The sequence below is a fragment of the Ruegeria sp. CDSA241 genome, assembly GCF_059611265.1.
Map to the genome: position 1 here is coordinate 168090 of NZ_JBXWPF010000005.1, position 23220 is coordinate 191309.

Sequence of the window (23220 nt, forward strand, 5' to 3'; positions counted from 1 at the left end):
CTCATATTGCCCGGCGTGTAATCATAGGTTTTTTGGTGGCCCGGTTCTTCGCCGGGGCCGGATTTCCTTCAGGTCGGTGCCCGCGCTCGAGCTGACCGCGCTTTTAGCCCCTGTTCTATCCGTGATGTGACCTCGAGCGTCCGGGCCGCATCCTCGACGTCGATCAACGGTGAGGCGCCGTCGATCACGTCAAGGAAGTGATCCAACTGGGCCTCCAGCGGCTCGCGTTTCTGTTTCGGTCGTAGAAGTTGGTCTTTTTGGGCCGCAGTGCCCCAATCCTTACCACGCCACAGGGTCATGGAAGGAAAACTTACAGCGCCCTTGGTTCCAGTGATCCACATCATGTCCTGTCGGGTTGTGCCGATGTTCGGGTTTTCGCCGGTTCCGGCCTCAAACCCCCAAGGGCTGGGTGCGGTGTCGGCAAAGCTGATAGTGCCCGTTGCGCCGTTTTCGAACGCGATCGCGATAGCCCCGCTTTCTATCCGATCTGATCCGCGGATCGACGCGCCAGGCAGGGCGACGACATCTGAGATTTCTCCGATCACAAAGCGCATGACATCGATATCATGCACCAGGTTGATCATGACTGGGCTGCCATCGAAAGTCCGCCAGTTCTGTTCAAAATAACTCTCGGGTTTGCGCATGGCCCACAGCAACGAGACGTTGATAACTTGTCCGATCGTACCTTGCGCGATCACCTCTTTCAGTTGCTGCAAGGTTGTGTGATAACGCCGATGGTGGCCTACAAGGCTGCGGACATTAGCCTGGCGAACAGCCGTCCTCAGGCGCAGGGCATCATCGACTGATGCGGCAACCGGCTTTTCGATTAGCATGTGCCAACCGCGGGATGCGGCCAGAATGCCATGTTCTGCATGCAGGCGGGTCGGCGTCGCAATGATGACGCCATCCACCGGGTCCTGCACCTCGTCCACACTAGCAAAACGCGGCACGTCTATCTTGATCGAGCCATCTGGATCGGCCAACCCGACCAACATACAGCCGGGATGCTCAATCACGGCGCGGACGTGGCGGATACCGATCAATCCACCGCCGGCTACAAGGATCCTTTTCACATCACCGCTCCGATTTGCCAGGGAACGAATTCGTAGTCACCCAAGCCCTGCGCCTCGGACTTGGTCCGCGCGCCCGAGGCGACTTGGAGCAGCCGTTGGTATATTTCCCGTCCTTTTTCTTCGACGCTGGTACCTTTGGTCAGAATGTCGCCCGCATCCACGTCCATGTCTTCGGGCATGCGCGCTGCCAACTCAGAGTTAGTAGCGATTTTCAGCGTGGGTGCCGGTTTGGACCCAAATGCAGAGCCGCGTCCCGTGGTGAAGCACACAAGGTTGCACCCGGCCGCGATCTGCCCGGTCACCGAGGCCGGGTCATATCCGGGGCTGTCCATGAAGGTGAAGCCTTTGGCGGTGATGGGTTCGGCGTATTTGAATACACCGGTCAAAGGGGTGGTTCCGCCCTTCGCCGCTGCCCCCAGCGATTTCTCAAGGATGGTCGTCAGACCGCCTTGCTTGTTGCCGGGGCTTGGGTTGTTGTCCATCGAACCGTGATTGCGAGCGGTATAGTCCTGCCACCAATCGATCAGTCCGATCAGTTTGTCCCCAGTTGCACGACCAAGGGCGCGGCGGGCTAAAAGGTGTTCGGCTCCATAGATTTCGGGCGTTTCCGCAAGGACTCCTGTGCCTCCTTGGGCAATCAACAGGTCGCAGGCATGTCCGAGCGCAGGGTTCGCGGTCACACCTGACCAAGCGTCCGATCCACCGCATTGCAGCGCAACCATCAGTTCGGACGCCGGGGCTTCGCTGCGCCGCGCTTCATTGGCAAGGGGCAGCATCTGGTTGATCTTGCTGATGCCCATTTCCACGGTCCGGCGCAATCCGGCGACGTTCTGGATGTTCATCGTATGGAAGGTGGGGCTCTGCTTCAGCCCATACGCGTCCAACAGCCAGTCGATCTGGTTCATCTCGCAGCCCAGACCGACCATCAGAACAGCAGCGTGGTTGGGATGTTTCGCAAACCCCCACATGACCCGTTGAAGAGCTTCGAAACCGTCGCCAGAATCGGCCATTCCGCAGCCCGTTCCGTGGACAAAGGCAACCACGCCGTCGACGTTCGGAAACTCTGCCAGCTTGTCCGGTGTGAAGTGGTTGGCAATCATGCGGGCCGCAGTCGCCGAACAGTTCACGGTGGTCAGAACCGCGATGTAATTGCGCGTACCGAACCGACCGTTGTCCCGGTGGTAGCCCATGAACGTATCGACCGAGGTGGCGGGTTTCATGGGCCGGTGGTCCGTCGCAAACTCGTAGTCCACGCTGGTATTACGGAACTCGATATTGTGGGTGTGCACATGGTCGCCAGGTTCGATCCGTTGGGTGGCGTAACCGATAATCTGGGCGTATTTTCTGACCGGATCACCGGGTGCAAGCATACGCGTGGCGACCTTGTGTCCCGAGGGGATGCGCGCATTGGTCGAGACATCTTCGACCATACTACCGGCCTCCAGCGGCCGAGTTGCAACCACCACGCTATCCGCTCGATCTAAACGTACAAAAGTCATAATCAGCTTTCTTGGCGGCAGCAGCTAGGCGCAGAACGGCGAGTCCGATGTCCACCGGTGAATATCTATATGCGGCTGTCCGGACAGCCTTGCTCTTGCCGCTTCCCAATTGGACTTGCAGACGCGCCAATCTCGCAGCTCGGTTTCGGGGTGCGATCTGGACCTCGCGATGAAGCTGGGGAAATGATCTCGACCGGTGGGTTGGCCTGTCGCACTGAAGCGGATGTCGAACGACCAGCGGAACCGGTCCGTTTCATTGACCAGCGAAGCATGTGGCGTCAGAGGGTGAAACAGGATGATCCCGCCTGCCTTGACAGGAAGGGGCACGGCTCGGTCTTCGTCAATGAACCCGTCGGCAATGCCTGTCTGTGTCCGCGCGCAATGCGGCAGGATGGATTGGTCTTGTGCCTTTGGCAGCACTTGCAAGCAGCCGTTTTCAACCGTTGCATCGTTGACGGCAATCCAAACCGTGACCATGTCGGTCTGGTCCGCATCCTCCAACGCAACCGCCCGGTCCTGATGCCAGTCCGTTGCGGTGATATGCGCGCGCACCTCGTCCTTGCACAGCTTAAGGGCAGGGGGCTTCAGCCGAACGTGCTGGATCGGATTGCTGACCAACTCTGGCCCGATCAACTGCTCGACAACGTCAAGCATGGGCTGGGCCGTCAGCAAGTCGAACACTGCGGGCCCAATATGTAACGGTGTGTCCGCCATGATCCGATCACCGGGCAGCGAGATGTCCAGCGGCTGGAAATAGTCGCAACCGGCCTGATAGGCGGACAGAAGTTTGTCCCAGAAGGTCATTCTCGACGGCTCGTTCTTGACCAGCCCTTTGTTGTACCAACCGTCATAGAGCCGGTTCAGGACATCCGAGTATTCGGCCTGTACCCGATCCAGGACATCGCCGGGAATTACATCCTCGACCACGAGGTATCCGTCCGTCCGGAACTTGCCAATCTGATCTTGTGTCAGCATGGGTGCAACCTCACAACAGCAGCGCGATGATGCCCGGCCAGATCAGAAGAACGGAAAGCGCCAGCAACTGGATCCCGATGAATGGCAGGAAGCCGCGGAAGATATCCGTCAGGCTGATATGCGGCGGGGCTACCGACTTCAGGTAGAACGCGGCCGGTCCGAAAGGTGGCGAGAGGAAGCTGACCTGCATGTTCATACAGAACACGACGCCGAACCAGATGGCGACATGACTCGGCTCTAGCTGGCCAAAGACCCCGATTTCCTCAATGGGAAGGCGCAGGACGATCGGTAAAAAGACCGGAATGATCAACAGAACGATGCCGACCCAATCCATGAATGCGCCCATGAACAGCAAGATCAGCATCATCACCAGAATGACCAGCATGGTCGGCAGCTCCTGGCCGACGATCAGGTCGGCCACGTATTGGGGCCCGCCAGCAATGGTGTAGGCACCCGCCAGCGCGGCGGCCCCGATCGTAACCCAGATAATGGTACCTGTGGATTTTAACGTCCGCATCAAGCTGTCCCAAACCAGCTCAAACGATCCCTCGCCCCGCAGGATAGCGATGATCAGGACGGCGAAGGCGCCCATGCCTGCTGCCTCGGTGATGCCTGTGATCCCGCCATAGATCGAGCCGAGAACGACGCCGATGACGACCAGCGGTGCAACGAGGCCTTTGCCCATTTCCCACCCTATTTTGGCGCGCTCTCTGCCAAAGACGAAGAAGATCAGCAGTAGGGCGACGATCGTGATGCCGGCAAACCAGGGCAGGTAGTCAGCTGTCCCCAGCCGCGCTGGTTCACCCTGGCTGGCAGCGTTTGATCCGGAAAGCTCGAAGAACGCAGCCCGGATAAACAGAACGGTGGAAAATCCAGCGACGACGATGCTCATGAAAGCCCCAAACAGTTTGCGTTTTTCAGCCGGTTCGGGGTCGTTCGGGTCCGGCTCCGGCAGCGGAGCGTGATGAGGATTCAACTGCGTGCGGATGATGATGTACAGGATGATCATTGAGGCCAACATGAAGCCGGGAATGAAAGACGCGGTGAACAGCGACTTGATCGAGGTTTCGGTGATCAGCCCATAGATGATCAGAACGATCGAGGGAGGGATCATAGTGCCAAGCGACCCCGAGGCGCAGATGACGCCGATCGCGAGATTCTGATCGTAGCCGAGGCGCAGCATCTGGGGCAGGGCGATAAGGCCCAGCAGGACAACCTCACCGCCGATGATGCCGGACATGGCCGCCATGATCACCGCCATGATCGAGGTCACGATTGCGATGCCGCCGCGTGTTCTGGACAGCCAGACATTCAACGACGAATACATGTCCCGCGCGATCCCGGACCGCTCTAGCAGCGACGCCATGAAGATAAACAATGGAACTGATATGAGCACGTAGTCCGTTAAGAGCCCGTATATCTTCTGCGCCAGGATATAGAGCGGCCCAGTGCCTGGCCGACCGGTGAGAACCCCGTCGCCGAATGAAAACGGGTTCAAAAGCAGTGTCGGTTCAAACTTCAGGACCAGAACCAGAACAGCAAGAGAAGCCGAGGCCAGACCCAAGGGCATTCCGATCGCCAGAAGCACGATCAGGGCGACCATCAGGATGAGTGAGATTGTTCCAATATCCATCAGTCTTGTCCCACCGCTCGTTTGATCATTTCAATTTCGTCTTCGTCCGGTTCATCTGTGTGGATTTCCGGTTCTTTGTTCCAATCCGCGATCAAGTTCAAAATTGCTTGCATTGCGACGAGCGTAATCACGATCAGCACCATCGGCTGCAACGTCGCCGGGATCGGAGGATTGAAGGCGGAGCCATAAAGCTCCCATTTATAGAGCTTGTTGACGAACACCTGTTTGTAGCTGCCGTAGACCAGAAAGAAGGCAAACAGTACGATCAGGATTGTCGAAACCGTATCAAAAACACGCTGAAGCCAACGTGGAACTGCGTCGTACAGCAGGAATATTCGAATGTGACTGCGTTGTTGCATGGCGTAGTAGCCAGACATCAAAAACACAAAGCTGGCGAACCAGAGTGTCATTTCGTTGGCCCACTCGGTCGGCTTTTCCAGGATATAACGCATGAAGACTTCGTAGAGCATGACGACAGTCATGATTGCGATCATCATCATGGTAACTCGGCCTATGAACAGGGCGAAACGATCCATAACCGTCGAGCCTTCGAACTCCATTGTCGCTGGGCGCACGGTCTTGGTGCCAAACACTGCAAGAAACGGTAGAAGGACGAGCGCGGCCATGTCGATGATGTCGACATACCCCCCGAACACTCCAGGTAATTCGGGCGTGACGTCGCTGCGCAGATATATTTCCGTTACCTGGCTTTTGAGGGATTCAGAGGTGTAAGGCAGCCAATCCAATAGGAATGCCGGGAGATGCCAAACAAGCCAACTGGCAGTCGCGACGAAGGCCAACGGTATGAGCCATTCAATTGGTCCGCCTGAATTCTTGTGCATCGCGTAACCCTCGTCCCTATCCTTCGATCCTGTAGTGATCGATAAAGTCTCGATCCGGCTCGACCCCCAGTCCGGGGCCAGTCGGGATCATGACACGGCCGTTGTTGGCCTTGACCTGATTTTGAATTTCCAGCGGTACGGTCAGCAGATCGTCCCGAAACTTGTTGTCCGTCGTGTCGAACTCCAGCATAGGCTCCCAAGGATGCAAGCCGCCTGGAATTGGGGGCATGGCCGCCAGTAAATGCAGATTAGTTGCGACAGCGATGGCGCTACCCCAGACGTGATTTACGACCGGAGTGAAATGTGCGTGGCATAGTGCTAGTATCCTGAGATACTCTGAAACACCGCCCAAAGCGCATACTTCTGGCTGCGCTATATCGATGCCGCGATTTTCAAGAAGATTGCGCCAAGCCCAGCGATTGAAAACTGCCTCCCCGCCCGAGATGTTGACTTTCAGCGAAGTGCGCAATTCGCGGTACCCGTCAATGTCTTCTGGCGCGACAGGTTCTTCGAACCAATATACGTCCAGTTCTTCCAACGCCCGACCGACAAAAAATGCGTCCGAAGTCGTATAAGCATGGTTTGCATCGACCATATAAGGAAAGTCGTCACCAACTCCGCGTCGAACTGCTTCGCACAGCTTCACATCAGGCTTCGGGCCAAAGCCCGTTTTCATTTTGGTGGCGGTAAATCCCATTTCTTTGATCTTTGCGGCTTCCTCCTCAAAACGGCTGGCCAGACTAGAAATCGGTTCATCCCGAAGCATCATGCCGTAGCCGTAGCAAGGAACGCTTGTGCGATGCGCGCCGCCGACAAGCTTATGGAGGGGAAGGCCAGAGATTTTGCCGGTGATATCCCAAAGTGCGATGTCCACCCCGGACAAAGCCTGTATTGGCATTCCGCTTTGGCCATGGTCTCGCAGAAGGTTGTACACCTTGTGCCAGATCACGTCTTTGTCCAAAGGGTCCATGCCAAGGACCAATGGTTGGATTACCTTTTCTACGATAGACTTGTTGGCAATGGCTACGTTTCCGGGACCAAAACACTCCCCCCAACCGGTTACCCCTTCATCTGTCTGAATCTCGACCAGATGGGTTGTACGCTTGTCATAATACTGTTGCGAATAGCCCAAAACTTCCGGCATGTCGTACTGCAGTATGTGACTTATTATTCTGTTGATTTTCATGAAGTTCTGGATCCCGGCGCCAATCCGGAGGGGCCGCTAGTGCGGCCTCTCCGTGCGTCGTAATTCGGTCGAAGCCTGACTACTGCATTGCTCCCAGGTCACGCAGGAAGTTGATGTGGCTTTCCAAAAGCGCCTGTGCCTCAGGGGTCGTCGCGAATTCAGTCCAACCGACCTGAACGGCCGCGCGATACGCTGCCAGGTCTTCAGGCGACCATTCGTACAACTGAACACCTTTTGCTTTCAGGTCTTTTGCAGTCTGAGCGTTCTGCACTTCATTGATTGTGGCATTGTGCAAAGCCAAGCTATCCATTGCGACTTCCATGATCTTCTTGTGGTGCGCAGGCATAGCTTCCCAAACTTCTTTGCGACAGGCTAGGTGATCTGCCGGCATCGAGTGAAAACCGGGATAGTTTGTGTGACCTGCGATCTCGTACAGACCCAGTCCCACGTTGTTAGTCAGGTTCGCGGCATCCGCGCCATCAATGATACCGGTTTCCAAAGCCGTAAAGATTTCGTTGAAGTCCATAACGATCGGAGAAGCACCAAGTTCCGCGAACACTTTGGTCGCAAGGCCTGGAGGGGAGCGGAATTTCCAATCTTTGAAGTCGTCCACTTTTGCAATCGGCTTGGTCGAAGAAAGCGACTCCGGCCCGGGAATCCACCATCCGATGAACTCCATGTCGTAGCCGTTGTATAGATCATTCACAGCTTCTCTTCCGCCGCCATGAAGAAGCCAAGCCATTTGCTGATATGGGTTCTGATACCCGCCGAGCAGGTCGCCCGCAAACTGGAAGGCCGGATTTTTACCGGTCTGATAGCCGCCGCCCGTCATGTCGCAGTCCAAAATCCCCGTAGCAGCGGCATCGAAGGTTTCAACTGATTTGACCACCGAAGAGGAATAGAACATTTCAACTTCGATTTCGCCGTTCGACATCTCCTGAATGTCTTCAACGAATTTTGCAGCCATCTGACCAGAAAGAGTTTCGGGCGAAAAATGGGTTTGAATTCTAAGTTTCGTTGTTTCAGCCATCGCGAAACCGGCTGCCATTGTCGTGGCTACGGCCGCCACGGCCGCTGTCTTGACTATTTTCATGGTGTCCTCCCAGACGTTGAGCATTGCGCTTAGTGGGAGATCTTGTCGCCTCCGCTGCTGTCACGCAGATAGACGTTAAGCCGACGAATCGAATGCAACAAGAAAAATTTGAAATTTCTAAAAATTTCGAGATTATTGCATAAATTCGAAAAATTGCTTACGACGCTACTTGGACAAAAATTGAAGGCGCATACCTGGATGAAAGAAGAAATCGATATTTATCAAGACCTTAAAATGCGCCTAATCTCTAATGGATTTGAGCATGGAGCCAAGGTGAGAGCCGAAGAACTTCGTAATGAGTATGGCTGTTCTGCGAGTGCGGTTCGGGAAGTCCTTTTTCGTTTGGCCGCTGTTGGATTGGTGGACTTTCAGGAACAAAAAGGTTTCCGCGTGCCGATGCGTTCGCCGCAGAAGCTTATCGAATTGACACACGTCCGTGTTTTGTTGGAGGCCGAAGGCACTGCGATGTCGATCCGCAATGGCGGAGTGGATTGGGAAGCAAGATTGACGGCCGCTCATCACAAACTTAGCCATATCGAAAAACGCATACACTCCACAGACGACCCGAGCGGCCTTATCGAGATATGGTTTGCCTCGGAGAAGGAGTTTCACCAAACGCTTATTTCTGCCTGTGGCTCGGAAACCTTAAAACAAATGCATAGCCGAGTTTACGCGCAATTCAGACAGCAATTGATGGTGGCAGATCGGAACTTTGAGTTCATTTCTCAAAACATAAGACACCATGCCGATATACTTGAAGCAGCATTGTCAGGGGATGAGCAGTTAACACGAGAAAAGATTCACGATCATCTGAAACGCCACCTAACTGGAAAGACGATGGGCGACTAAAGCCGAAAATCGTCTTCCAAATACACCTGAATGATTTCGTCGAAGCTTGATTCCGCCTTGAACCCCAACTCCCGAGCGCGATCTGTTTGAAAGTCGCGCGGCCAATTCTTGACTATTCGTTCGATTGCCTCGTCGGGTTCTCGCCTGATGAGGCCAACTGCATCTTGACCGGCCACATCGCGCAGCGCTTCGATTTGTTCGGCGACGGTGCAACTTACGCCCGGCATGTTTAATGCGCGTCTGTCATTCAAAAGCTGCGTGTCCAGTGTTGCTGCATGGGTCAAAAAAGTCGCAGCGGCGCGGGGGCTGGCGTGCCAGTGGCGAACAGTTACGGCAACTGGTAAGACAGCCTCATCCCCATTCAGTGGCTCTCGGATTATACCTGAAAAGAAGGAAGAAGCGGCAGCGTTGGCCTTGCCCGGGCGTACACACAAAGTGGGCAAGCGCAAGGAAATACCGTCGATGTATCCTTTCCTGCTGAAATCCGTGATCATCAACTCAGACGCTGCTTTCTGCGCTCCGTAACTGGTCAAAGGTGCCGAGAGGAACTCATCGCCAATCTTTTCAGGGAACGGTGCTCCGAAAACTGCTATGGACGAGGCAAAAACCAGACGAGGCGTGTACTCGCCTCCTGATGCCGCGTGTTCATCTCTGAGTGCATTCAGCAGTGCCCAGGTCGCCATAAGGTTGACATCCCAGCCCAACGCAAAGTCTTTCTCAGCTTGGCCTGAAACGATAGCTGCAAGGTGGAATATGACGACCGGGCGCTGAGCTGCAACAGACTTGGCGATGCCTGGCGCAGTCAAGTTCGCCACAATTTGCTTACCTGGCGCACTGTCGAGCGGGAACGAGAGATCGAACAGTGAGATTTGGGCTTCTGGTCCAAAAGTTTCTTGGGTCGAAATTCTATGAGCCAGTTTCTGGCCCAGCATTCCTCCACCGCCTAACACAAGGATCCTCGTCACAGCATCCCGTTCCGTTTTTTAAGTTCCAAATACAAGGCCGAATGATCCAGCTCAGCCCCATCCATTTCGTCTATCAAATATTCGAAACGGTCGCGCACAGATTGGGTGCTGGGTAGCTCAACGCGAAGGCTGCGCGCTTCCTCTAGTGTGTTGTCCAAATCCTTTATTTGAAACTTAGACAAACCTCCGGGTACAAAATTTCCGTCAGACATGCGTTCGCCATGTTGTTGCAAAATAATGCTATCCGCAAAGCCCCCCTTCAGCGCGGCCCTCAACGCGGTTGGGTCTGCACCGCCTTGCTGAGCCAGTAGTGTCGCTTCGGCGACAGCAGATATTGTCACAGCGACAATTGTTTGATTGGCCAATTTGCACAATTGACCGGAACCACTTGGGCCAACATACACAGGCCGGCCTATTGCTGTCAGAACCGGTCGCATGCGCTCCATAACGTCCTTATCACCACCGACCATGATCGCAAGGGTGCCAGCTTCGGCACCTTTGGTGCCACCGGAAACCGGGGCGTCCAGATGCTGCACCCCCATCGAGGATAATTGCGCGGATTGCTCTCTGGCGTGTTCGGGTTTAGCGCTGGACATATCAATCCAGATCATCCCCGGTTTGAGTTGTTCGCGGAAAGCCTCGTCAGAAAGTAGCGCGCCGGTCGCGTACCCATCCGACAGCATGGTTACTATTACGTCTGCACCCGAAACCGCCAGCGGGGCAGTTTCCGCCAATGTCGCGCCTTCTGCCGTCAACGGTTTTGCCTTTTTCAAGCTGCGGTTCCATACGGTTAGCGGAAATTCGGCGCGCAAAATATTCCTCGCCATAGGAGCGCCCATCAGGCCGGTTCCCAATAGAGCTACTTTTAACTGCTTGCTCATAATCCTCTGTCCTTCCGAAGGTGCGCCACGCATGGTTATGGCCAAACCAAAATCTCTGTCATACGCTAACGGCTCTGGGCCCACATGCCAGAAGTCGTTGCAAATCCGCCAAGGTTTCTCTGCTTCTCGGTTGATCTGTGGGACGAAGTAACACTTGTCCAGTCGCCACTTTTAGGGTCGGAAAATATATATGTCAGAGAGACTTAAGGGAAAAAACGTCCTGGTCACAGCCGCCGCGCAAGGGATCGGACTTGCAAGCGTAATTGCGATGGCAAGAGAGGGTGCGAAAGTCTATGCGACGGATATTAACCCTGGAAATTTAAATTTGATTCGCGATCAGAATCACGAAAATCTCGAAATTTTCGAGATGGATGTGACGAATAATGACAGTATTCATCATGGGGTCGCGCGAGCGAAGCCGGACGTTTTGTTCAACTGCGCCGGGTTCGTGCATCACGGAACGATTCTGGATGCGACCGATGAAGAATGGGACTTCGCCATGGACCTTAATGTGCGCTCAATGGTGCGCACGACAAAGGCTGTATTGCCGGGGATGCTAGAGCGCGGAGGAGGCTCGATAATCAATATGTCTTCCGCACTGGGTTCCATAATCGGTGCGCCAAATCGTTGTGTATATGGAACGACAAAGGCTGCTGTTGTTGGGCTGACTAAATCAGTAGCCGTTGACTTCATAACACAAGGAATTCGGTGCAATTGCATTTGTCCGGGAACAGTCGACAGTCCCAGCTGGCGTGACCGCGTAGATGCGTTGGGAGAGCAACTGGGCAGCAGAGAAGAAGCCCTTGCACAATTTGTGGCGCGTCAGCCTATGGGGCGTGTGGCGAAGGCAGAAGAGATTGCCGCATTGGTCGTCTATCTGGCAAGCGATGAAAGTGCATTCACCACGGGACACACGCACATAATTGACGGGGGATGGTCAGGCCAATGACTAAAATATCAAAAAATGATCTGCGATCTCGCAAGTGGTTCATGAACTCTGAGAACCTTGAGATGACGGCATTGTATTTAGAGAGATACCTGAACTACGGGTTGACCCGCGCAGAACTGCAATCAGGCAAGCCGATCATTGGGATTGCTCAGACCGGCAGTGATTTGAGCCCCTGCAACCGGCATCATATCGAGTTGTCCAAACGCGTTCGCGACGGAATCATCGCCGCCGGGGGAACGTGCATCGAAATACCAGTCCACCCGATACAAGAGACCGGTAAACGGCCAACGGCCTCTCTCGACCGCAATCTAGCTTATCTGTCCCTCGTTGAGAGTCTATTCGGGTACCCGATTGATGGCGTTGTTCTGAACATTGGTTGCGACAAGACAACGCCCGCTCTTCTTATGGCCGCTGCGACCGTCAACATCCCAGCGATTGCGCTGTCGGTCGGCCCAATGCTCAACGGCTGGTGGAAAGGTGAGCGCGCCGGATCAGGAACGGTTATTTGGAAAGCGCGCGAAGACCTTGCGGCTGATGAAATCGACACCGATGAGTTCATGGAGATCGCAGCCGCCGCGGCACCTTCGGTGGGTTATTGCAATACGATGGGAACAGCAACGACCATGAATTCGCTTGCTGAAGCCTTGGGAATGCAATTGCCGGGATCAGCAGCCATACCTGCCCCGTATCGAGAGCGCGGTCAAATCAGTTATGAAACGGGTAAACGCATTGTGGACATGGTCTGGGAGGATTTACGCCCCAGCGATGTGATGACACGTCAGGCTTTTGAGAATGCGATTGTCATAAACTCGGCGATTGGCGGATCGACGAACGCGCCGATTCACCTGAATGCAATCGCCCGGCATCTTGGTATTCCATTGAACAACGATGACTGGCAGAAACTTGGCCACGAAGTTCCTCTGTTGGTTAACATGCAGCCTGCGGGCAAATATCTGGGCGAAGATTACCAGCAGGCCGGGGGTGTTCCCGCCGTTGTCGGAGAGCTTCTTGATGCTGGATTGCTGCCGCATCCCGATGCGATAACGGTGAACGGTATGACGATGGGCAATAACTGCTCGACGCGCCGGTCTCAGAATAGCGACGTAATCAAGCCTGTCAGTAGCCCGGTTAAGCAACAGGCGGGGTTCATCAATCTCTCGGGCAACTTGTTCGAGAGTGCGATTATGAAGACATCTGTGATCTCACAGGCATTTCGAGAGACCTACCTGTCGAACCCGGATGATCCTAATGCATTCGAGGGCAGGGCGGTTGTGTTTGATGGGCCCGAGGATTTTCACCATCGGATCGATGATCCCGCAGAAAAAATAGACGCAAACTGTATTCTGATTATGCGCGGAACAGGACCAAGAGGGTACCCAGGTGCCGCAGAGGTCGTGAACATGCGACCACCTGCATATTTGTTGAAACAAGGCATCGAAGCCCTTCCTTGCATCGGTGATGGCCGGCAATCCGGCACATCAGGAAGCCCGTCTATCCTGAATGCTTCACCCGAAGCAGCAGAGGGCGGTGGGTTGGCCTTGGTGCGAACTGGCGACCGACTGCGCATCGATCTAGGTAAAGGCACAGCAGATATGCTGGTTTCGCTTGAAGAACTGCATGAACGCGCCCGCGATCTGGAGGCAAAAGGTGGGTATTCAATGCCGCCCAACCAATCCCCGTGGCAGGAAATATTTCGCGAAAAAGTAGATCGGTTGGATCGCGGTATGACGCTCAAAGGTGCAGAAAACTACCGCGATATTGCGCGAGGCTTCATGCCACGCGACAATCACTAAAAGGAAAAGAAATGAAACTAGTTCGTTACGGAGCCGAGGGCTCGGAAAAGCCTGCCCTGGTCGACTCTGAGGGGCATTTGCGGGATCTGTCCGCTCACATCAATGATATCACCGGCGAGATTTTAGATGACGGAACTCTTGATAGTCTGCGCTCATTAGATCCGAGTAACCTGCCAATTGTGGAGGGTGATCCTCGTATCGCACCGTGTGTCGGCGACATCGGTAAATTTCTTTGCATCGGTTTGAACTACTCGGACCATGCTGCAGAAACCGGCGCAGATATTCCCGAGCATCCGATCCTTTTTTTCAAGGCTAACTCAGCGGTCATTGGGGCATATGACGAGGTTGTCATGCCGCGGGGATCTACACACACCGACTGGGAATGCGAACTGGGCGTCGTCATAGGCAAAACAGCCAAATACGTTTCCAAGGCCGACGCACTCGAATATGTTGCGGGCTATTGCATCGTAAATGACGTGTCGGAAAGGCATTTTCAAACTCAACTGACCGGTCAATGGACCAAAGGAAAATCGTGCGACACATTTGGCCCTACCGGCCCGTGGCTAGTGACCCGGGATGAGGTGCCTGATCCTCAAAGCCTTGGAATGTCACTGGATGTAAACGGTCAGCGCATGCAAACCGGGAATACTGCTACGATGATCTTTTCCGTTACCGAGATCATAGAGCATCTTAGCCAACTATTCACACTGCACCCCGGTGACGTAATTTCAACTGGAACACCGCCCGGTGTTGGAATGGGGATCAAACCGGAGCCAATTTATCTGAAAAAAGGCGACGTCATGGAGCTTCGCATCGATGGGCTTGGTGTTCAGCGGCAAAAGGTTGGTCAAGATGACTGACTTGTTGCAAATCGGAGGGATCACTGAACGGATGCGAGAGCGCCTGTCCGCAGCGTTCGACATTCATCAATTGGACAATTTCAACGCGGAAAGTGTTACGCATATTGTAACGAACGGACATGATGGTGTTCCCCATGACCTGATGACATCACTCAGTAACCTGAAGATGATCAGTGTCTATGGGGTCGGTTACGACGCTGTCGACGCAAATGCTGCGGTTGAGCGTGGGATTGTTGTTACGCACACACCCAATGTTTTGAACAAAGAAGTCGCAACCACCGCCGTTCTGCTGTTTCTGTCATGTTATCGAGAGCTCATACGTGACGATGATTACGTTCGGTCCGGACGGTGGGAAGTTGAAGGTAATGCCCCTTTGACGCGATCAGCGGACAATCAAAAGATAGGCATTCTTGGTCTTGGTCGCATTGGTCAGGCGATCGTTGATAAGTTGGAGCCGTGGGCCCCCGAAATTTCTTATCACACCCGCAATCAAAAGGATGTCCCGTACCCGTATTTCGACAATTTGGTTGAAATGGCAGAACATGTGGACGTCCTCATATGCATCACGCCCGGCGGTCCTTCGACCAACAAGTTGGTCAACGCTGAGGTGCTGCACGCGTTGGGGGCAGGCGGCACTCTGATAAACGTTAGTCGAGGTTCGATCGTCGACGAAACTGCCCTCATTAATGCATTGCAAAACGGTGAGCTCGGGTGGGCAGGGCTTGATGTTTTCGAGGACGAACCGCGTGTTCCAAAAGCATTGCGCGAGCTGTCCAATGTCGTTCTGCTCCCTCACGCTGGTAGCGCGACTATTGAGACGCGTGCAGCTATGGGTGACCTAACTGTCGACAATCTCCTGCAACACCTTAAGGACGGATCGGTGATCACAGCTGTGCCGGAATGCAGAGATCTGTAAAAGGTCAATCTGAAAAGTGTTTGAGTTTGCTGTTGCGGTTTTCTTTCTGCTGATTACGCCGGGCCCAGGTGTCTTAACAACTGCGGGCATTGGATCAGCATTTGGTTTTCGAGCTGGACTCGCTTTTGTGGCTGGTTTGATGCTGGGCGGGTTCATCAACATGATGTTGGTTGTTTCTGGAGTCGCTGCAGTAGCTTTGGCTATACCGGTACTTAGAACTTTGCTGCTATTTGCCTCTGTCGGGTATTTGGGATTTCTCGCCTGGCGTATTGCAAGCGCTGGCTCAAAGGTCGGGTTTTCCCCCGCGGTCTCGCCACTTGGTTTTGCGAACGGGCTGACACTTCAGTTCATTAATCCCAAGGCTTACGTGGTCGGCACTGCATTGTTTTCAGGGTTTGCCTTTATGCCCGATGCGCCCGTTTGGGAGGTCGTCATAAAAATCGTAGTATTCAATATGATTTGGGTGCCAGTTCACATGATCTGGCTGGGTGCTGGCGCAAAGCTGGGCAGCCTTGATTTAAGTGAGAGTTCACATCAAAGGATCAACTTTGCGATGGCGGCTTCATTGATGGTTGTTGTGGTGATTGCTTTGGCGTCGGCGCTTTAAACGAAACCTGCGTCAGTCGTACCTAGCAGACGGTTGAAAGACACAAATCAAAGTGACGCCGTTATTCCGCCATCAACGTAGAGAGTATGTCCATTGACGAAACTGGATGCAGGGGAGGCAAGGAATATGGCGGCGCCGACAAGTTCTTCTACATTGCCCCAGCGACCGGCTGGGGTGCGTTTCTCAAGCCATGCACTGAACTCTGGGTCAGCAACCAATGCGGCGTTCAAAGGTGTATCGAAATATCCAGGCGCAATGGCATTGCAGTTTAGACCATATTTAGCCCAATCAGTTGCCATTCCCTTTGTAAGGTTGGTCACGGCGCCTTTTGTCGCCGTGTAAGGCGCAATACCCGGTCTTGCTAATGCGGATTGAACCGAAGCAATGTTAATGATCTTGCCTGACTTTCTTTCAATCATGTGCCGCGCCACAGCCTGACCGACGTGAAAGACGGACGCAACATTTGTCTGTAGTAGGCGCTCGAACGCTTCAGCGGGGAAATCCTGTAACTCCGTCCTGTGTTGCATTCCGGCGTTGTTTATCAGGATGTCTATGGGGCCGGCGTGCTCTTCAAAGTTGTCCACGGCAGATCGGACACCTTCATGATCGGTTACATCGAACGAAAGTTCACGTACCGAGGCGCCTGTTTCCCTCAACTCGGATGCTGCTGCCGCTAGCTTCGCGGTGTCGCGCCCGTTCAAAACGACCTGAGCACCGGCGGCAGCCAAGCCACGGGCCAACGCAAATCCAATGCCTTGGCTAGAGCCTGTTACTAGTGCGCGTGTTCCCTTTAGGTTGAACATTTCAAGCGTCATGCAAAAACCCCTTGGTTGTCAGCACCGACTATCCGTATCTTTTGGCAATCTGTATAGGGAGTCTGTGCAATGTCTTCGGCCAGTGTTGCTGTTGTTATCCATGCCGCAAAAGATCTGAGGTTGGAAAACCGAGACGTACACGATGTGGGGCCAGACGAAGTCTTGATTGCCATGCGCGCGGGTGGGATTTGCGGATCTGACCTGCATTACTACAACCACGGTGGTTTCGGTGCGATAAAGTTGCGTCAACCGATGGTACTTGGACACGAAGTCGCCGGGGAAATCGTGAAAGTTGGGTCAAGTGTGCAGGGGGTGCACTCAGGTCAACTCGTTGCAGTTTCTCCATCCCGCCCTTGCCAAGCCTGCATTTATTGTCTGAACAGGCAGCAAAACCACTGTCTTGATATGAAGTTCTATGGCAGCGCGATGCCGTTCCCGCATATCCAAGGCGCTTTTCAAAGCAAACTCGTGGCAAAAGCAGGTCAATGTGTTCCGGCAGATGGGTTGAGCCCCGCGCAGGCCGCTATGGCCGAACCTCTGGCGGTCTGTTTGCACGCGATTAAACAAGCTGGGAGCCTCTTAGGTAAAACGGTACTTATCACGGGATGCGGTCCGATCGGCTGCCTCACGATCTTGGCAGCACGTCGTTCAGGGGCGGCCAGAATAGTGGCGACCGATATCTCGGACCAGACCCTCGCTTTGGCGCGTGAATGCGGGGCAGACGATGCCATCAACACTTACGCCGATCCGCAAAAACTGGAGACGTTTGAAAAGGACAAGGGCCAGATTGATGTCCAACTGGAGTGTTCCGGGGCTCAATCTGCTCTGGCTTCTGGAGTCGCATGCTTGCGACCGGGTGGAACATTGGTTCAGCTTGGTCTGGGCGGAGATATGACAGTGCCGATGCAAGCGTTGACTGCAAAAGAGATAGTGCTTCGCGGGTCTTTCCGTTTCCATTCCGAGTTCTCAGTCGCGGTCGAGATGATGAGAAGCGGACTAATAAACGTCGACCAGTTGGTGACGCATTCCTTCGAAGTTGGCGAGGTTGTCACTGCCTTTGAGGTCGCGTCTGATCGAAGCCAATCAATGAAGGTACAGTTAACGTTTCCGGAAAATGACGATGGATAGACGAATGCGTGATACTGCAAAGGCTTATGAAAGAGACGGTTTCGTAGCGCCGCTGGATATCCTGACAGCTTCCGAGGTCCAAACGCTGCGCGATGGTTTTGAGAAAGCAGAGCGCATTCTCAGAGACGACCCGGAGAAACTCAAGCTTCTATATTCTTATCCGGACAGGCTAATACCATCATTCGATGTACTTCTTCGCCATCCGAAGCTGATTGAGGCTGCTTCAACAGTGTTAGGGCCGGACCTCATGGTTTGGAGCGGAGCACTTTTCGTAAAAGAAGCGCGATCATCAAAGATAGTCTCGTGGCACCAAGACTTGACCTATTGGGGTTTGGATGATGCTGAAGAGGTAACCTGTTGGGTTGCGATTTCAGAAGCGTCTGAGCAAAGCGGGTGTATGAGGTTTGTTCCTGGCAGCCATAAAAGCCGTATCGTGCCTCACGTGGACACCTTCAGCGAAAACAACCTGTTGTCACGAGGGCAGGAAATCGCAGTCGATGTGAAGGAAAAAGATGCGGTCGCTGCCGAATTGCGTGCGGGGCAGGCATCCATGCATCACGGGCATCTCTTTCACGCATCAGGGCCCAATAACACAGACGATAGACGCATTGGTGCGGCGTTGCGTTTCATAAAGCCCTCAATGAAACAGCAAAACGGCGTGAAGACTTTGGTTGCGCTAGTCGCAGGCCGAGATGATTATGGGCATTTTTTAGTTGCGCCCTCCCCTCAGGGTTTTTTGCATGAGAACGATTTCGATTTGTGTCAAAGGGATGCAGATCGCAAGAAACAAATACTCTTCGCGGGAGTGAAGTGACACCCCTGGCAGGTCTTGTCAGAAGAACTTTGCTTGAGCGGGGCAGGGCGGTTGCGTAGTTTTTGCACATGACCAAACCTGCCTCTTTTAAAAACTTCAAGACCAGTCCCGATATCATCCGCCTTGCTGTGATGCTGTATATTCGATTTCCGCTCTCGCTTCGGAATGTCGAAGATCTGCTGCATGAACGAGGCATCGACGTGAACCACGAAACTGTCCGGTATTGGTGGAACAGGTTCGGCCCGATGTTTGCTGCTGAGATAAGGCGGAAGCGAGTCCAGCAACTGCGGGCATTTTCGAAATGGAAGTGGCACGTGGACGAAGTTTTTGTGAAGGTGAATGGCAAAAGGTACTACCTCTGGCGGGCCGTAGATCATGAAGGCGAGGTGCTGGAAGCCGTTGTCACCAAGCGCCGAAACAAAGCTGCAGCACTGAAATTCCTCAGGAAACTGATGAAGCGGCACGGTTGCGCCGAAGAGATCGTCACAGATCGCTTCGCTTCCTACAAGGCTGCGCTCAGAGAAATGGGCGCGCTCAAAAAACAACAGACGGGCAGGTGGCTCAACAACCGCGTCGAGAATTCGCATCTTCCGTTTCGACGACGCGAACGCGCGACGCAACGGTTCAGGCGCATGCGAAGTTTACAGAAATTCGCTGCCGTTCATTCTTCCGTCTAAAACCACTTCAACCAAGAAAGATCGCTCACCAGCCGAGACACCTTCAAGCTGACCCGCGCCGCCGCTCTTAGCGAGTGGCGTCAACTTTGTTCCGGATAAGAATTGCGGATCCCGCGGCACACTGAGACTGGTTCGAATTAGTCTGGCAGCACCGCCACTCATACCTGTCTCACTTCAGTTGTGTTTTCTGATCCGGAATTGAGTCGCAATTCCCGCGAGTTGGCGCATGCGCTTTCAATCAGAGACGGAGCAAACCGTACACTCAGAACGCAATTCAGGCCTCAGTCTCAGTGGCGCATTTTGGCGGGGTCGCTTTGGGAGGGATTTCCCTGATACCCGGCAATTTACAGGGAATTTTCGTGAGATGGGTCTGGAACCCAGAGTTTCTCCTCTCAGAAATGTATGTTTTTCAGAGGTCTATGCTGCAAATTCCCAAAAAGGTGGAGCAGGGAATTGTTCCCACAGATCAAGGAGGGCGAACCCTGTATCTGGGAGGCCGGTTCTTGAGGTGTCAAAAGTCGAACGACATTCCTGTTCGGCCCAATCAATTGCGTGGGTAACGCTGACCAGACGCTTGAGTGTGAGTTCGGGCGGCTGGGTGCTGTCGAGAATCGTGGCCTGAATCTTCGGTGAGAGAAAGGCAGTCAGGTCGCAACTCCCGATGAAGCGAGAGAAATCCTGGACTTGAATGGAGGGGACCGCGTCGCGTTTTGAGGATAGGATGACTGACATCAACTCCCATCGAGCAACATTTTTTTGGATTTCTGAAAACCCTAAGGAGATCGAACCATGCGAGTGAGTGTTTTGACATTCAGCGCGCTTCTTACAGGGTTTACTTCCGTTCAAGCTCATGCTCAGAACGCGGCTGAGGACATCACCAATCTTTTGCTCAGCAACCGGTCTGGAGACTGCGCGGACTATGCTGGAGTATATTCTGCTTCAGTGGAAGACATCACGCGACAACAACAATTTAGGCCCATTGATTTCCGTTTGGCTGCGTGAATCATCGCGCTCAAATGAGCGGTGCACATGTCTGATCGGGCGCACCAAGGGCGGCATGAACACATAGTTGCATGCGGTTTGTGACAGATGAGCCCCTTTGCGCTATTGGTTCAAGCACAATGGCGAATGAAGCCCCTGGGATCTGTCTGTCACTGCCGGATAGGTCAGCAACTACATTAGCGCGAGGGCATTGGTCAGCAGCCCGCCAAATGTCGAATGGTAGCTGGGTGAGCGCGGATATGATGCCGATTGGTTCAGAGAAGCGTTGAAAGACAAAGGGATACGCGCGTGCATCCCAGGCTGCAAACAGCGCAAGACAACTGTCCGATACGACAAGTGCCGCTACAAACGTCGCAATCGGATTGAGATCATGTTTGGCAGATTGAAGGACTGGCGACGCGGTTCGACAGGTGTCTCAAAGTCTTCCTCTCAGAAATCGCTCTCGCCGCTTTGGTCATCTATTCGCTATGTGTCCTGAGCCTAATGCTTCCTATCTCGACCTCCCTTTTGCGTTTAGACGAAGCAACCGCGGCGAGAACGATGGCCAATGATTTTAGGTTGGTTCTTGCAGATGTTGAGGGCTCTCGGTCGTCTTCAATTGAACAAAGAAGCTCCCCCATGGCGCCACGAAACCCGTCGTTGAACCATTGTCCTTCGAGTGCAGGCCGCGCAATGCCATGCGCTGTCTCAAGTGTCACAGATTGCGTCGACAGATCCGGTCCAACTGATGTCAGGCTACCGGTCGTACCTGCAACGTATGTTGTATCGCGAGGCCCAAAGGGAACGCCCCCGTCAAAAACCAGGCTTGCTTGGCCTTGGTCCAAACGAACCAGAGCCTGCGACATCAGAGGCACTTTGTTGGCCTGGCCGCGTGCAGATGTAGCAGCTGCAAAGACGCTTTCTGCTCTATCTCCGACAAGAGACGCAAGAAAGTCGAACCAGTGAATTCCAAAGTCGTAAAGTATCAGCTGGTCGATTTCGTCAAACGGGGTACCTGCAGTCCAGCTGTGATCCCAGTGAATTGAGATATGGGCCGACAGAACATCACCGATCAATCCGGCTGAAACCGCCTCACGCATCCAGGACAGGTGCGGGGCCCAACGACCGTTCTGGTTTACCGCTAGTTTAACGCCTTGATCATCTGCCAGCTTCACAAGGTCATTACCCAGATCGAGGTCGGTAACAAAAGGCTTCTGGCTGAGCACGTGTTTGCCTGCTTGCAGGGCAGCTCTGATGATTGGCACACGATGTTCGGGGTGCAGCGTGACATCGACAACGTCGATCTCGCTATCGGCAAGAAGCGCCTCCCAGTCATCTTCGATGCGTGCAGAGGGGCAGTATTCAGCAGCTTTCTCTTCAGCCTTTGAGCGCGTACGGTTCCAGATTGCGGCGACGTCCCAGCCTGCTGTTCGGTAGGCATCAAGATGGCTTGCAGAAATCCCACCCGTACCAATAACCCCGATCCGGGGTTCATAGCGTCGAGGCATTGGTGGAAGATACTGCAGATCCGGCGCATCGATTTCGTGCAGATGAGCAGATTTTAGTGCGTACTGGTCTGTATTGGCACTGTCTGAGGTCATGCGAGTAATCGAAGTGTTCGTTTTTCATATGCCGAGCGGAGCGCTGTATCGACGATCCGTTGCGCTGTCAGGCAAAGTGCTGGATCCAGTGGCCCTTTGACCGGGACTTCTCTGGATATGCAGTCAAGGACGTACTCAATCGCATTTCGTTCACCTAACGGTAGCGGAGTCACTGGTATCTCGTGCCGGTCAGGTCGTGTGCGGGTTTGAACCGTTATGTGATCGGCATAATCGGGCGATGAAATGGTGCCGTCTGTGCCCACAAAGACGAATCCGCAAGTTGGTTGAGGTTGCGTTGTCCACGGGTCGGTGAAGGTGCCCCAGCGCGTTTCCATTTTTGAGAGCCCGGTTTCATAACGGCAAACGGCAATGGCGTGTTGATCGACCTCAATCCCCGGTGTCTCATCGACTGTGCATGTCACCTCGATCGGCTCCTCGCCCCCCATATACCAGGTTCCAAGCGTCGCGCCGTAGCCAAGGTAATCCAACAGCGACCCACCGCCCGATGCACGCTTATACCACCATGAGTTCGGTTTCTGACGCTCAACCTCGTCCGGGGTGACTTCGACCTTGTCGGCCAGATGGTATAGAGGTCCGCGATTTCCGTCGTAGAAATGCACTTCGTGCAGGTCGCCGATCATCCCGTCATCAATCAACCGTTTGGCCGTCACATGGCTTTCGACCCATCGCAAAGGCCAGTTGATGATCAACTGCTTGTCGGTCCTATCCATTGCAGCCATCATGCGGCGCGCATCATCAGAAGATGCGGCAAAGGGCTTTTCGACAAAAACATGCAGGTCGTAAGAGGCCAGACGTTCGGTATATTCCGCATGCTGAGCCGTTGCCACACAAAGAATTGCCATGTCGTAGGGTCCCGCAGCCATGCATGTGTCGAAGTCGGTAAAGATCCGATCTTCGGGAACGCTGAAGGCCGTTGCCGCTGCCTTCATCTTGTCCCAATCAGGATCGAATATACCGGCGATTTCAGCGTCTGGATGATCGTGCACCATCCGAAGCAAGTCACCCATATGCATGTGATCGAAACTGATGCCGACGATCCGGAATTTGGCCATTGGAAACTCC

General features: G+C 53.9%; 21 protein-coding genes and 2 pseudogenes. 10 read left to right on the forward strand and 13 right to left on the reverse strand.

Going from position 1 to position 23220, the window contains the following annotated elements; genetic code table 11:
- Positions 1-68: 68 nt before the first annotated feature.
- The 7 genes from AC2FJV_RS06605 to AC2FJV_RS06635 all read right to left on the reverse strand — a co-directional run bounded on the left by AC2FJV_RS06605 (position 69) and on the right by AC2FJV_RS06635 (position 8301).
- The gene (locus AC2FJV_RS06605) at positions 69-1073 is read right to left on the reverse strand and encodes a Gfo/Idh/MocA family protein (protein WP_142634776.1); all 1005 of its coding nucleotides are present in this window, start codon (positions 1071-1073) and stop codon (positions 69-71) included.
- Positions 1070-2572 carry a UxaA family hydrolase gene (locus tag AC2FJV_RS06610; RefSeq protein WP_496713123.1) on the reverse strand — a complete coding sequence of 501 codons (1503 nt, stop codon included), beginning with the start codon at positions 2570-2572 and terminating at the stop codon, positions 1070-1072. The genes AC2FJV_RS06605 and AC2FJV_RS06610 overlap by 4 nt, the downstream gene beginning before the upstream one ends.
- A gap of 24 nt (positions 2573-2596) precedes the next feature.
- Positions 2597-3547: a phytanoyl-CoA dioxygenase family protein gene (locus tag AC2FJV_RS06615; RefSeq protein ID WP_142634772.1), complete on the reverse strand. Its 951-nt coding sequence runs from the start codon at positions 3545-3547 to the stop codon at positions 2597-2599.
- 10 nt (positions 3548-3557) lie between these two features.
- Entirely contained in the window at positions 3558-5180 is a 1623-nt protein-coding gene (locus AC2FJV_RS06620) for a TRAP transporter large permease (protein ID WP_142634770.1), read from the reverse strand.
- A complete protein-coding gene (locus AC2FJV_RS06625) occupies positions 5180-6022 on the reverse strand; it encodes a TRAP transporter small permease subunit (RefSeq protein ID WP_282027517.1) in 843 nt (280 codons plus the stop codon). Before AC2FJV_RS06625 ends, AC2FJV_RS06620 begins: the two co-directional genes overlap by 1 nt.
- A gap of 16 nt (positions 6023-6038) precedes the next feature.
- Positions 6039-7208, reverse strand: coding sequence for a mandelate racemase/muconate lactonizing enzyme family protein (locus AC2FJV_RS06630; RefSeq protein ID WP_142634768.1), 1170 nt, complete (start codon positions 7206-7208; stop codon positions 6039-6041).
- A 79-nt stretch (positions 7209-7287) separates the two neighbouring features.
- Positions 7288-8301, reverse strand: a complete 1014-nt coding sequence (locus AC2FJV_RS06635) for a TRAP transporter substrate-binding protein (protein WP_142635164.1) — start codon at positions 8299-8301, stop codon at positions 7288-7290.
- Between the two features lie 198 nt (positions 8302-8499).
- On the opposite strand from AC2FJV_RS06635, the gene AC2FJV_RS06640 reads away from it, so the two are divergent.
- Complete coding sequence (locus AC2FJV_RS06640; RefSeq protein WP_142634766.1) at positions 8500-9150, forward strand: GntR family transcriptional regulator; 651 nt, start codon at positions 8500-8502, stop codon at positions 9148-9150.
- On the opposite strand, the gene denD is transcribed toward AC2FJV_RS06640, so the two are convergent.
- Entirely contained in the window at positions 9147-10082 is a 936-nt protein-coding gene (denD, locus tag AC2FJV_RS06645; RefSeq protein ID WP_496713125.1) for a D-erythronate dehydrogenase, read from the reverse strand. The two genes, AC2FJV_RS06640 and denD, sit on opposite strands and share 4 nt — an antisense overlap.
- A 29-nt stretch (positions 10083-10111) precedes the next feature.
- Positions 10112-10996 carry an NAD(P)-dependent oxidoreductase gene (locus tag AC2FJV_RS06650; protein ID WP_496713127.1) on the reverse strand — a complete coding sequence of 295 codons (885 nt, stop codon included), beginning with the start codon at positions 10994-10996 and terminating at the stop codon, positions 10112-10114.
- A 190-nt stretch (positions 10997-11186) separates the two neighbouring features.
- Between AC2FJV_RS06650 and AC2FJV_RS06655 the strand changes: the two genes are divergently transcribed.
- From AC2FJV_RS06655 to AC2FJV_RS06675, 5 genes are read left to right on the forward strand one after another with little or no spacing between them, the layout of a single operon-like run.
- Entirely contained in the window at positions 11187-11945 is a 759-nt protein-coding gene (locus tag AC2FJV_RS06655; protein ID WP_142634760.1) for an SDR family oxidoreductase, read from the forward strand.
- Positions 11942-13738 carry an IlvD/Edd family dehydratase gene (locus AC2FJV_RS06660; protein WP_496713129.1) on the forward strand — a complete coding sequence of 599 codons (1797 nt, stop codon included), beginning with the start codon at positions 11942-11944 and terminating at the stop codon, positions 13736-13738. The genes AC2FJV_RS06655 and AC2FJV_RS06660 overlap by 4 nt, the downstream gene beginning before the upstream one ends.
- 11 nt (positions 13739-13749) lie before the next feature.
- Positions 13750-14598 carry a fumarylacetoacetate hydrolase family protein gene (locus AC2FJV_RS06665; RefSeq protein ID WP_496693907.1) on the forward strand — a complete coding sequence of 283 codons (849 nt, stop codon included), beginning with the start codon at positions 13750-13752 and terminating at the stop codon, positions 14596-14598.
- 31 nt (positions 14599-14629) lie between these two features.
- Positions 14630-15514, forward strand: coding sequence for a 2-hydroxyacid dehydrogenase (locus AC2FJV_RS06670; protein ID WP_496713131.1), 885 nt, complete (start codon positions 14630-14632; stop codon positions 15512-15514).
- Between the two features lie 16 nt (positions 15515-15530).
- Positions 15531-16121: a LysE family translocator gene (locus AC2FJV_RS06675; protein ID WP_271946164.1), complete on the forward strand. Its 591-nt coding sequence runs from the start codon at positions 15531-15533 to the stop codon at positions 16119-16121.
- A gap of 47 nt (positions 16122-16168) precedes the next feature.
- On the opposite strand, the gene AC2FJV_RS06680 is transcribed toward AC2FJV_RS06675, so the two are convergent.
- Positions 16169-16936, reverse strand: coding sequence for an SDR family oxidoreductase (locus AC2FJV_RS06680; protein ID WP_496713133.1), 768 nt, complete (start codon positions 16934-16936; stop codon positions 16169-16171).
- 69 nt (positions 16937-17005) lie between these two features.
- Here AC2FJV_RS06680 and AC2FJV_RS06685 point away from each other — a divergent pair, with 69 nt between their 5' ends.
- From AC2FJV_RS06685 to AC2FJV_RS06695, 3 genes and pseudogenes are all read left to right on the forward strand, one after another.
- Complete coding sequence (locus AC2FJV_RS06685; protein ID WP_496689789.1) at positions 17006-18064, forward strand: L-idonate 5-dehydrogenase; 1059 nt, start codon at positions 17006-17008, stop codon at positions 18062-18064.
- A gap of 4 nt (positions 18065-18068) precedes the next feature.
- Entirely contained in the window at positions 18069-18878 is an 810-nt protein-coding gene (locus tag AC2FJV_RS06690; RefSeq protein ID WP_496713135.1) for a phytanoyl-CoA dioxygenase family protein, read from the forward strand.
- 68 nt (positions 18879-18946) lie between these two features.
- Positions 18947-19654: pseudogene (locus AC2FJV_RS06695) on the forward strand (IS6 family transposase).
- 318 nt (positions 19655-19972) lie between these two features.
- Here the strand turns inward: AC2FJV_RS06695 and AC2FJV_RS06700 are convergent.
- The gene (locus tag AC2FJV_RS06700) at positions 19973-20407 is read right to left on the reverse strand and encodes a hypothetical protein (RefSeq protein WP_496706434.1); all 435 of its coding nucleotides are present in this window, start codon (positions 20405-20407) and stop codon (positions 19973-19975) included.
- Positions 20408-20720: 313 nt separating this feature from the next.
- Between AC2FJV_RS06700 and AC2FJV_RS06705 the strand changes: the two are divergent.
- Positions 20721-21025: pseudogene (locus AC2FJV_RS06705) on the forward strand (transposase); the annotation flags it as partial.
- Here AC2FJV_RS06705 and AC2FJV_RS06710 read toward each other — a convergent pair.
- Both AC2FJV_RS06710 and AC2FJV_RS06715 read right to left on the reverse strand, forming a co-directional pair.
- Positions 21016-22137 carry a Gfo/Idh/MocA family protein gene (locus AC2FJV_RS06710; protein ID WP_496689790.1) on the reverse strand — a complete coding sequence of 374 codons (1122 nt, stop codon included), beginning with the start codon at positions 22135-22137 and terminating at the stop codon, positions 21016-21018. The pseudogene AC2FJV_RS06705 and the gene AC2FJV_RS06710 overlap by 10 nt on opposite strands.
- Positions 22134-23210 carry a Gfo/Idh/MocA family protein gene (locus AC2FJV_RS06715; RefSeq protein WP_496689791.1) on the reverse strand — a complete coding sequence of 359 codons (1077 nt, stop codon included), beginning with the start codon at positions 23208-23210 and terminating at the stop codon, positions 22134-22136. The genes AC2FJV_RS06710 and AC2FJV_RS06715 overlap by 4 nt, the downstream gene beginning before the upstream one ends.
- Between the last annotated feature and the right edge of the window lie 10 nt (positions 23211-23220).

What these genes read in the sequence shown, in the direction of transcription:
- AC2FJV_RS06610 (WP_496713123.1), bottom strand. Translation starts at nt 2,572, where the DNA reads ATGACTTTTGTACGTTTAGATCGAGCGGATAGCGTGGTGGTTGCAACT.
- AC2FJV_RS06615 (WP_142634772.1), bottom strand. Translation starts at nt 3,547, where the DNA reads ATGCTGACACAAGATCAGATTGGCAAGTTCCGGACGGACGGATACCTC.
- AC2FJV_RS06620 (WP_142634770.1), bottom strand. Translation starts at nt 5,180, where the DNA reads ATGGATATTGGAACAATCTCACTCATCCTGATGGTCGCCCTGATCGTG.
- AC2FJV_RS06625 (WP_282027517.1), bottom strand. Translation starts at nt 6,022, where the DNA reads ATGCACAAGAATTCAGGCGGACCAATTGAATGGCTCATACCGTTGGCC.
- AC2FJV_RS06630 (WP_142634768.1), bottom strand. Translation starts at nt 7,208, where the DNA reads ATGAAAATCAACAGAATAATAAGTCACATACTGCAGTACGACATGCCG.
- AC2FJV_RS06635 (WP_142635164.1), bottom strand. Translation starts at nt 8,301, where the DNA reads ATGAAAATAGTCAAGACAGCGGCCGTGGCGGCCGTAGCCACGACAATG.
- AC2FJV_RS06640 (WP_142634766.1), top strand. Translation starts at nt 8,500, where the DNA reads ATGAAAGAAGAAATCGATATTTATCAAGACCTTAAAATGCGCCTAATC.
- denD (WP_496713125.1), bottom strand. Translation starts at nt 10,082, where the DNA reads ATGCTGGGCCAGAAACTGGCTCATAGAATTTCGACCCAAGAAACTTTT.
- AC2FJV_RS06650 (WP_496713127.1), bottom strand. Translation starts at nt 10,996, where the DNA reads ATGAGCAAGCAGTTAAAAGTAGCTCTATTGGGAACCGGCCTGATGGGC.
- AC2FJV_RS06655 (WP_142634760.1), top strand. Translation starts at nt 11,187, where the DNA reads ATGTCAGAGAGACTTAAGGGAAAAAACGTCCTGGTCACAGCCGCCGCG.
- AC2FJV_RS06660 (WP_496713129.1), top strand. Translation starts at nt 11,942, where the DNA reads ATGACTAAAATATCAAAAAATGATCTGCGATCTCGCAAGTGGTTCATG.
- AC2FJV_RS06665 (WP_496693907.1), top strand. Translation starts at nt 13,750, where the DNA reads ATGAAACTAGTTCGTTACGGAGCCGAGGGCTCGGAAAAGCCTGCCCTG.
- AC2FJV_RS06670 (WP_496713131.1), top strand. Translation starts at nt 14,630, where the DNA reads ATGCGAGAGCGCCTGTCCGCAGCGTTCGACATTCATCAATTGGACAAT.
- AC2FJV_RS06680 (WP_496713133.1), bottom strand. Translation starts at nt 16,936, where the DNA reads ATGACGCTTGAAATGTTCAACCTAAAGGGAACACGCGCACTAGTAACA.
- AC2FJV_RS06685 (WP_496689789.1), top strand. Translation starts at nt 17,006, where the DNA reads ATGTCTTCGGCCAGTGTTGCTGTTGTTATCCATGCCGCAAAAGATCTG.
- AC2FJV_RS06690 (WP_496713135.1), top strand. Translation starts at nt 18,069, where the DNA reads ATGCGTGATACTGCAAAGGCTTATGAAAGAGACGGTTTCGTAGCGCCG.
- AC2FJV_RS06700 (WP_496706434.1), bottom strand. Translation starts at nt 20,407, where the DNA reads ATGAGCTTGAACGGAAGTAAACCCTGTAAGAAGCGCGCTGAATGTCAA.
- AC2FJV_RS06710 (WP_496689790.1), bottom strand. Translation starts at nt 22,137, where the DNA reads ATGACCTCAGACAGTGCCAATACAGACCAGTACGCACTAAAATCTGCT.
- AC2FJV_RS06715 (WP_496689791.1), bottom strand. Translation starts at nt 23,210, where the DNA reads ATGGCCAAATTCCGGATCGTCGGCATCAGTTTCGATCACATGCATATG.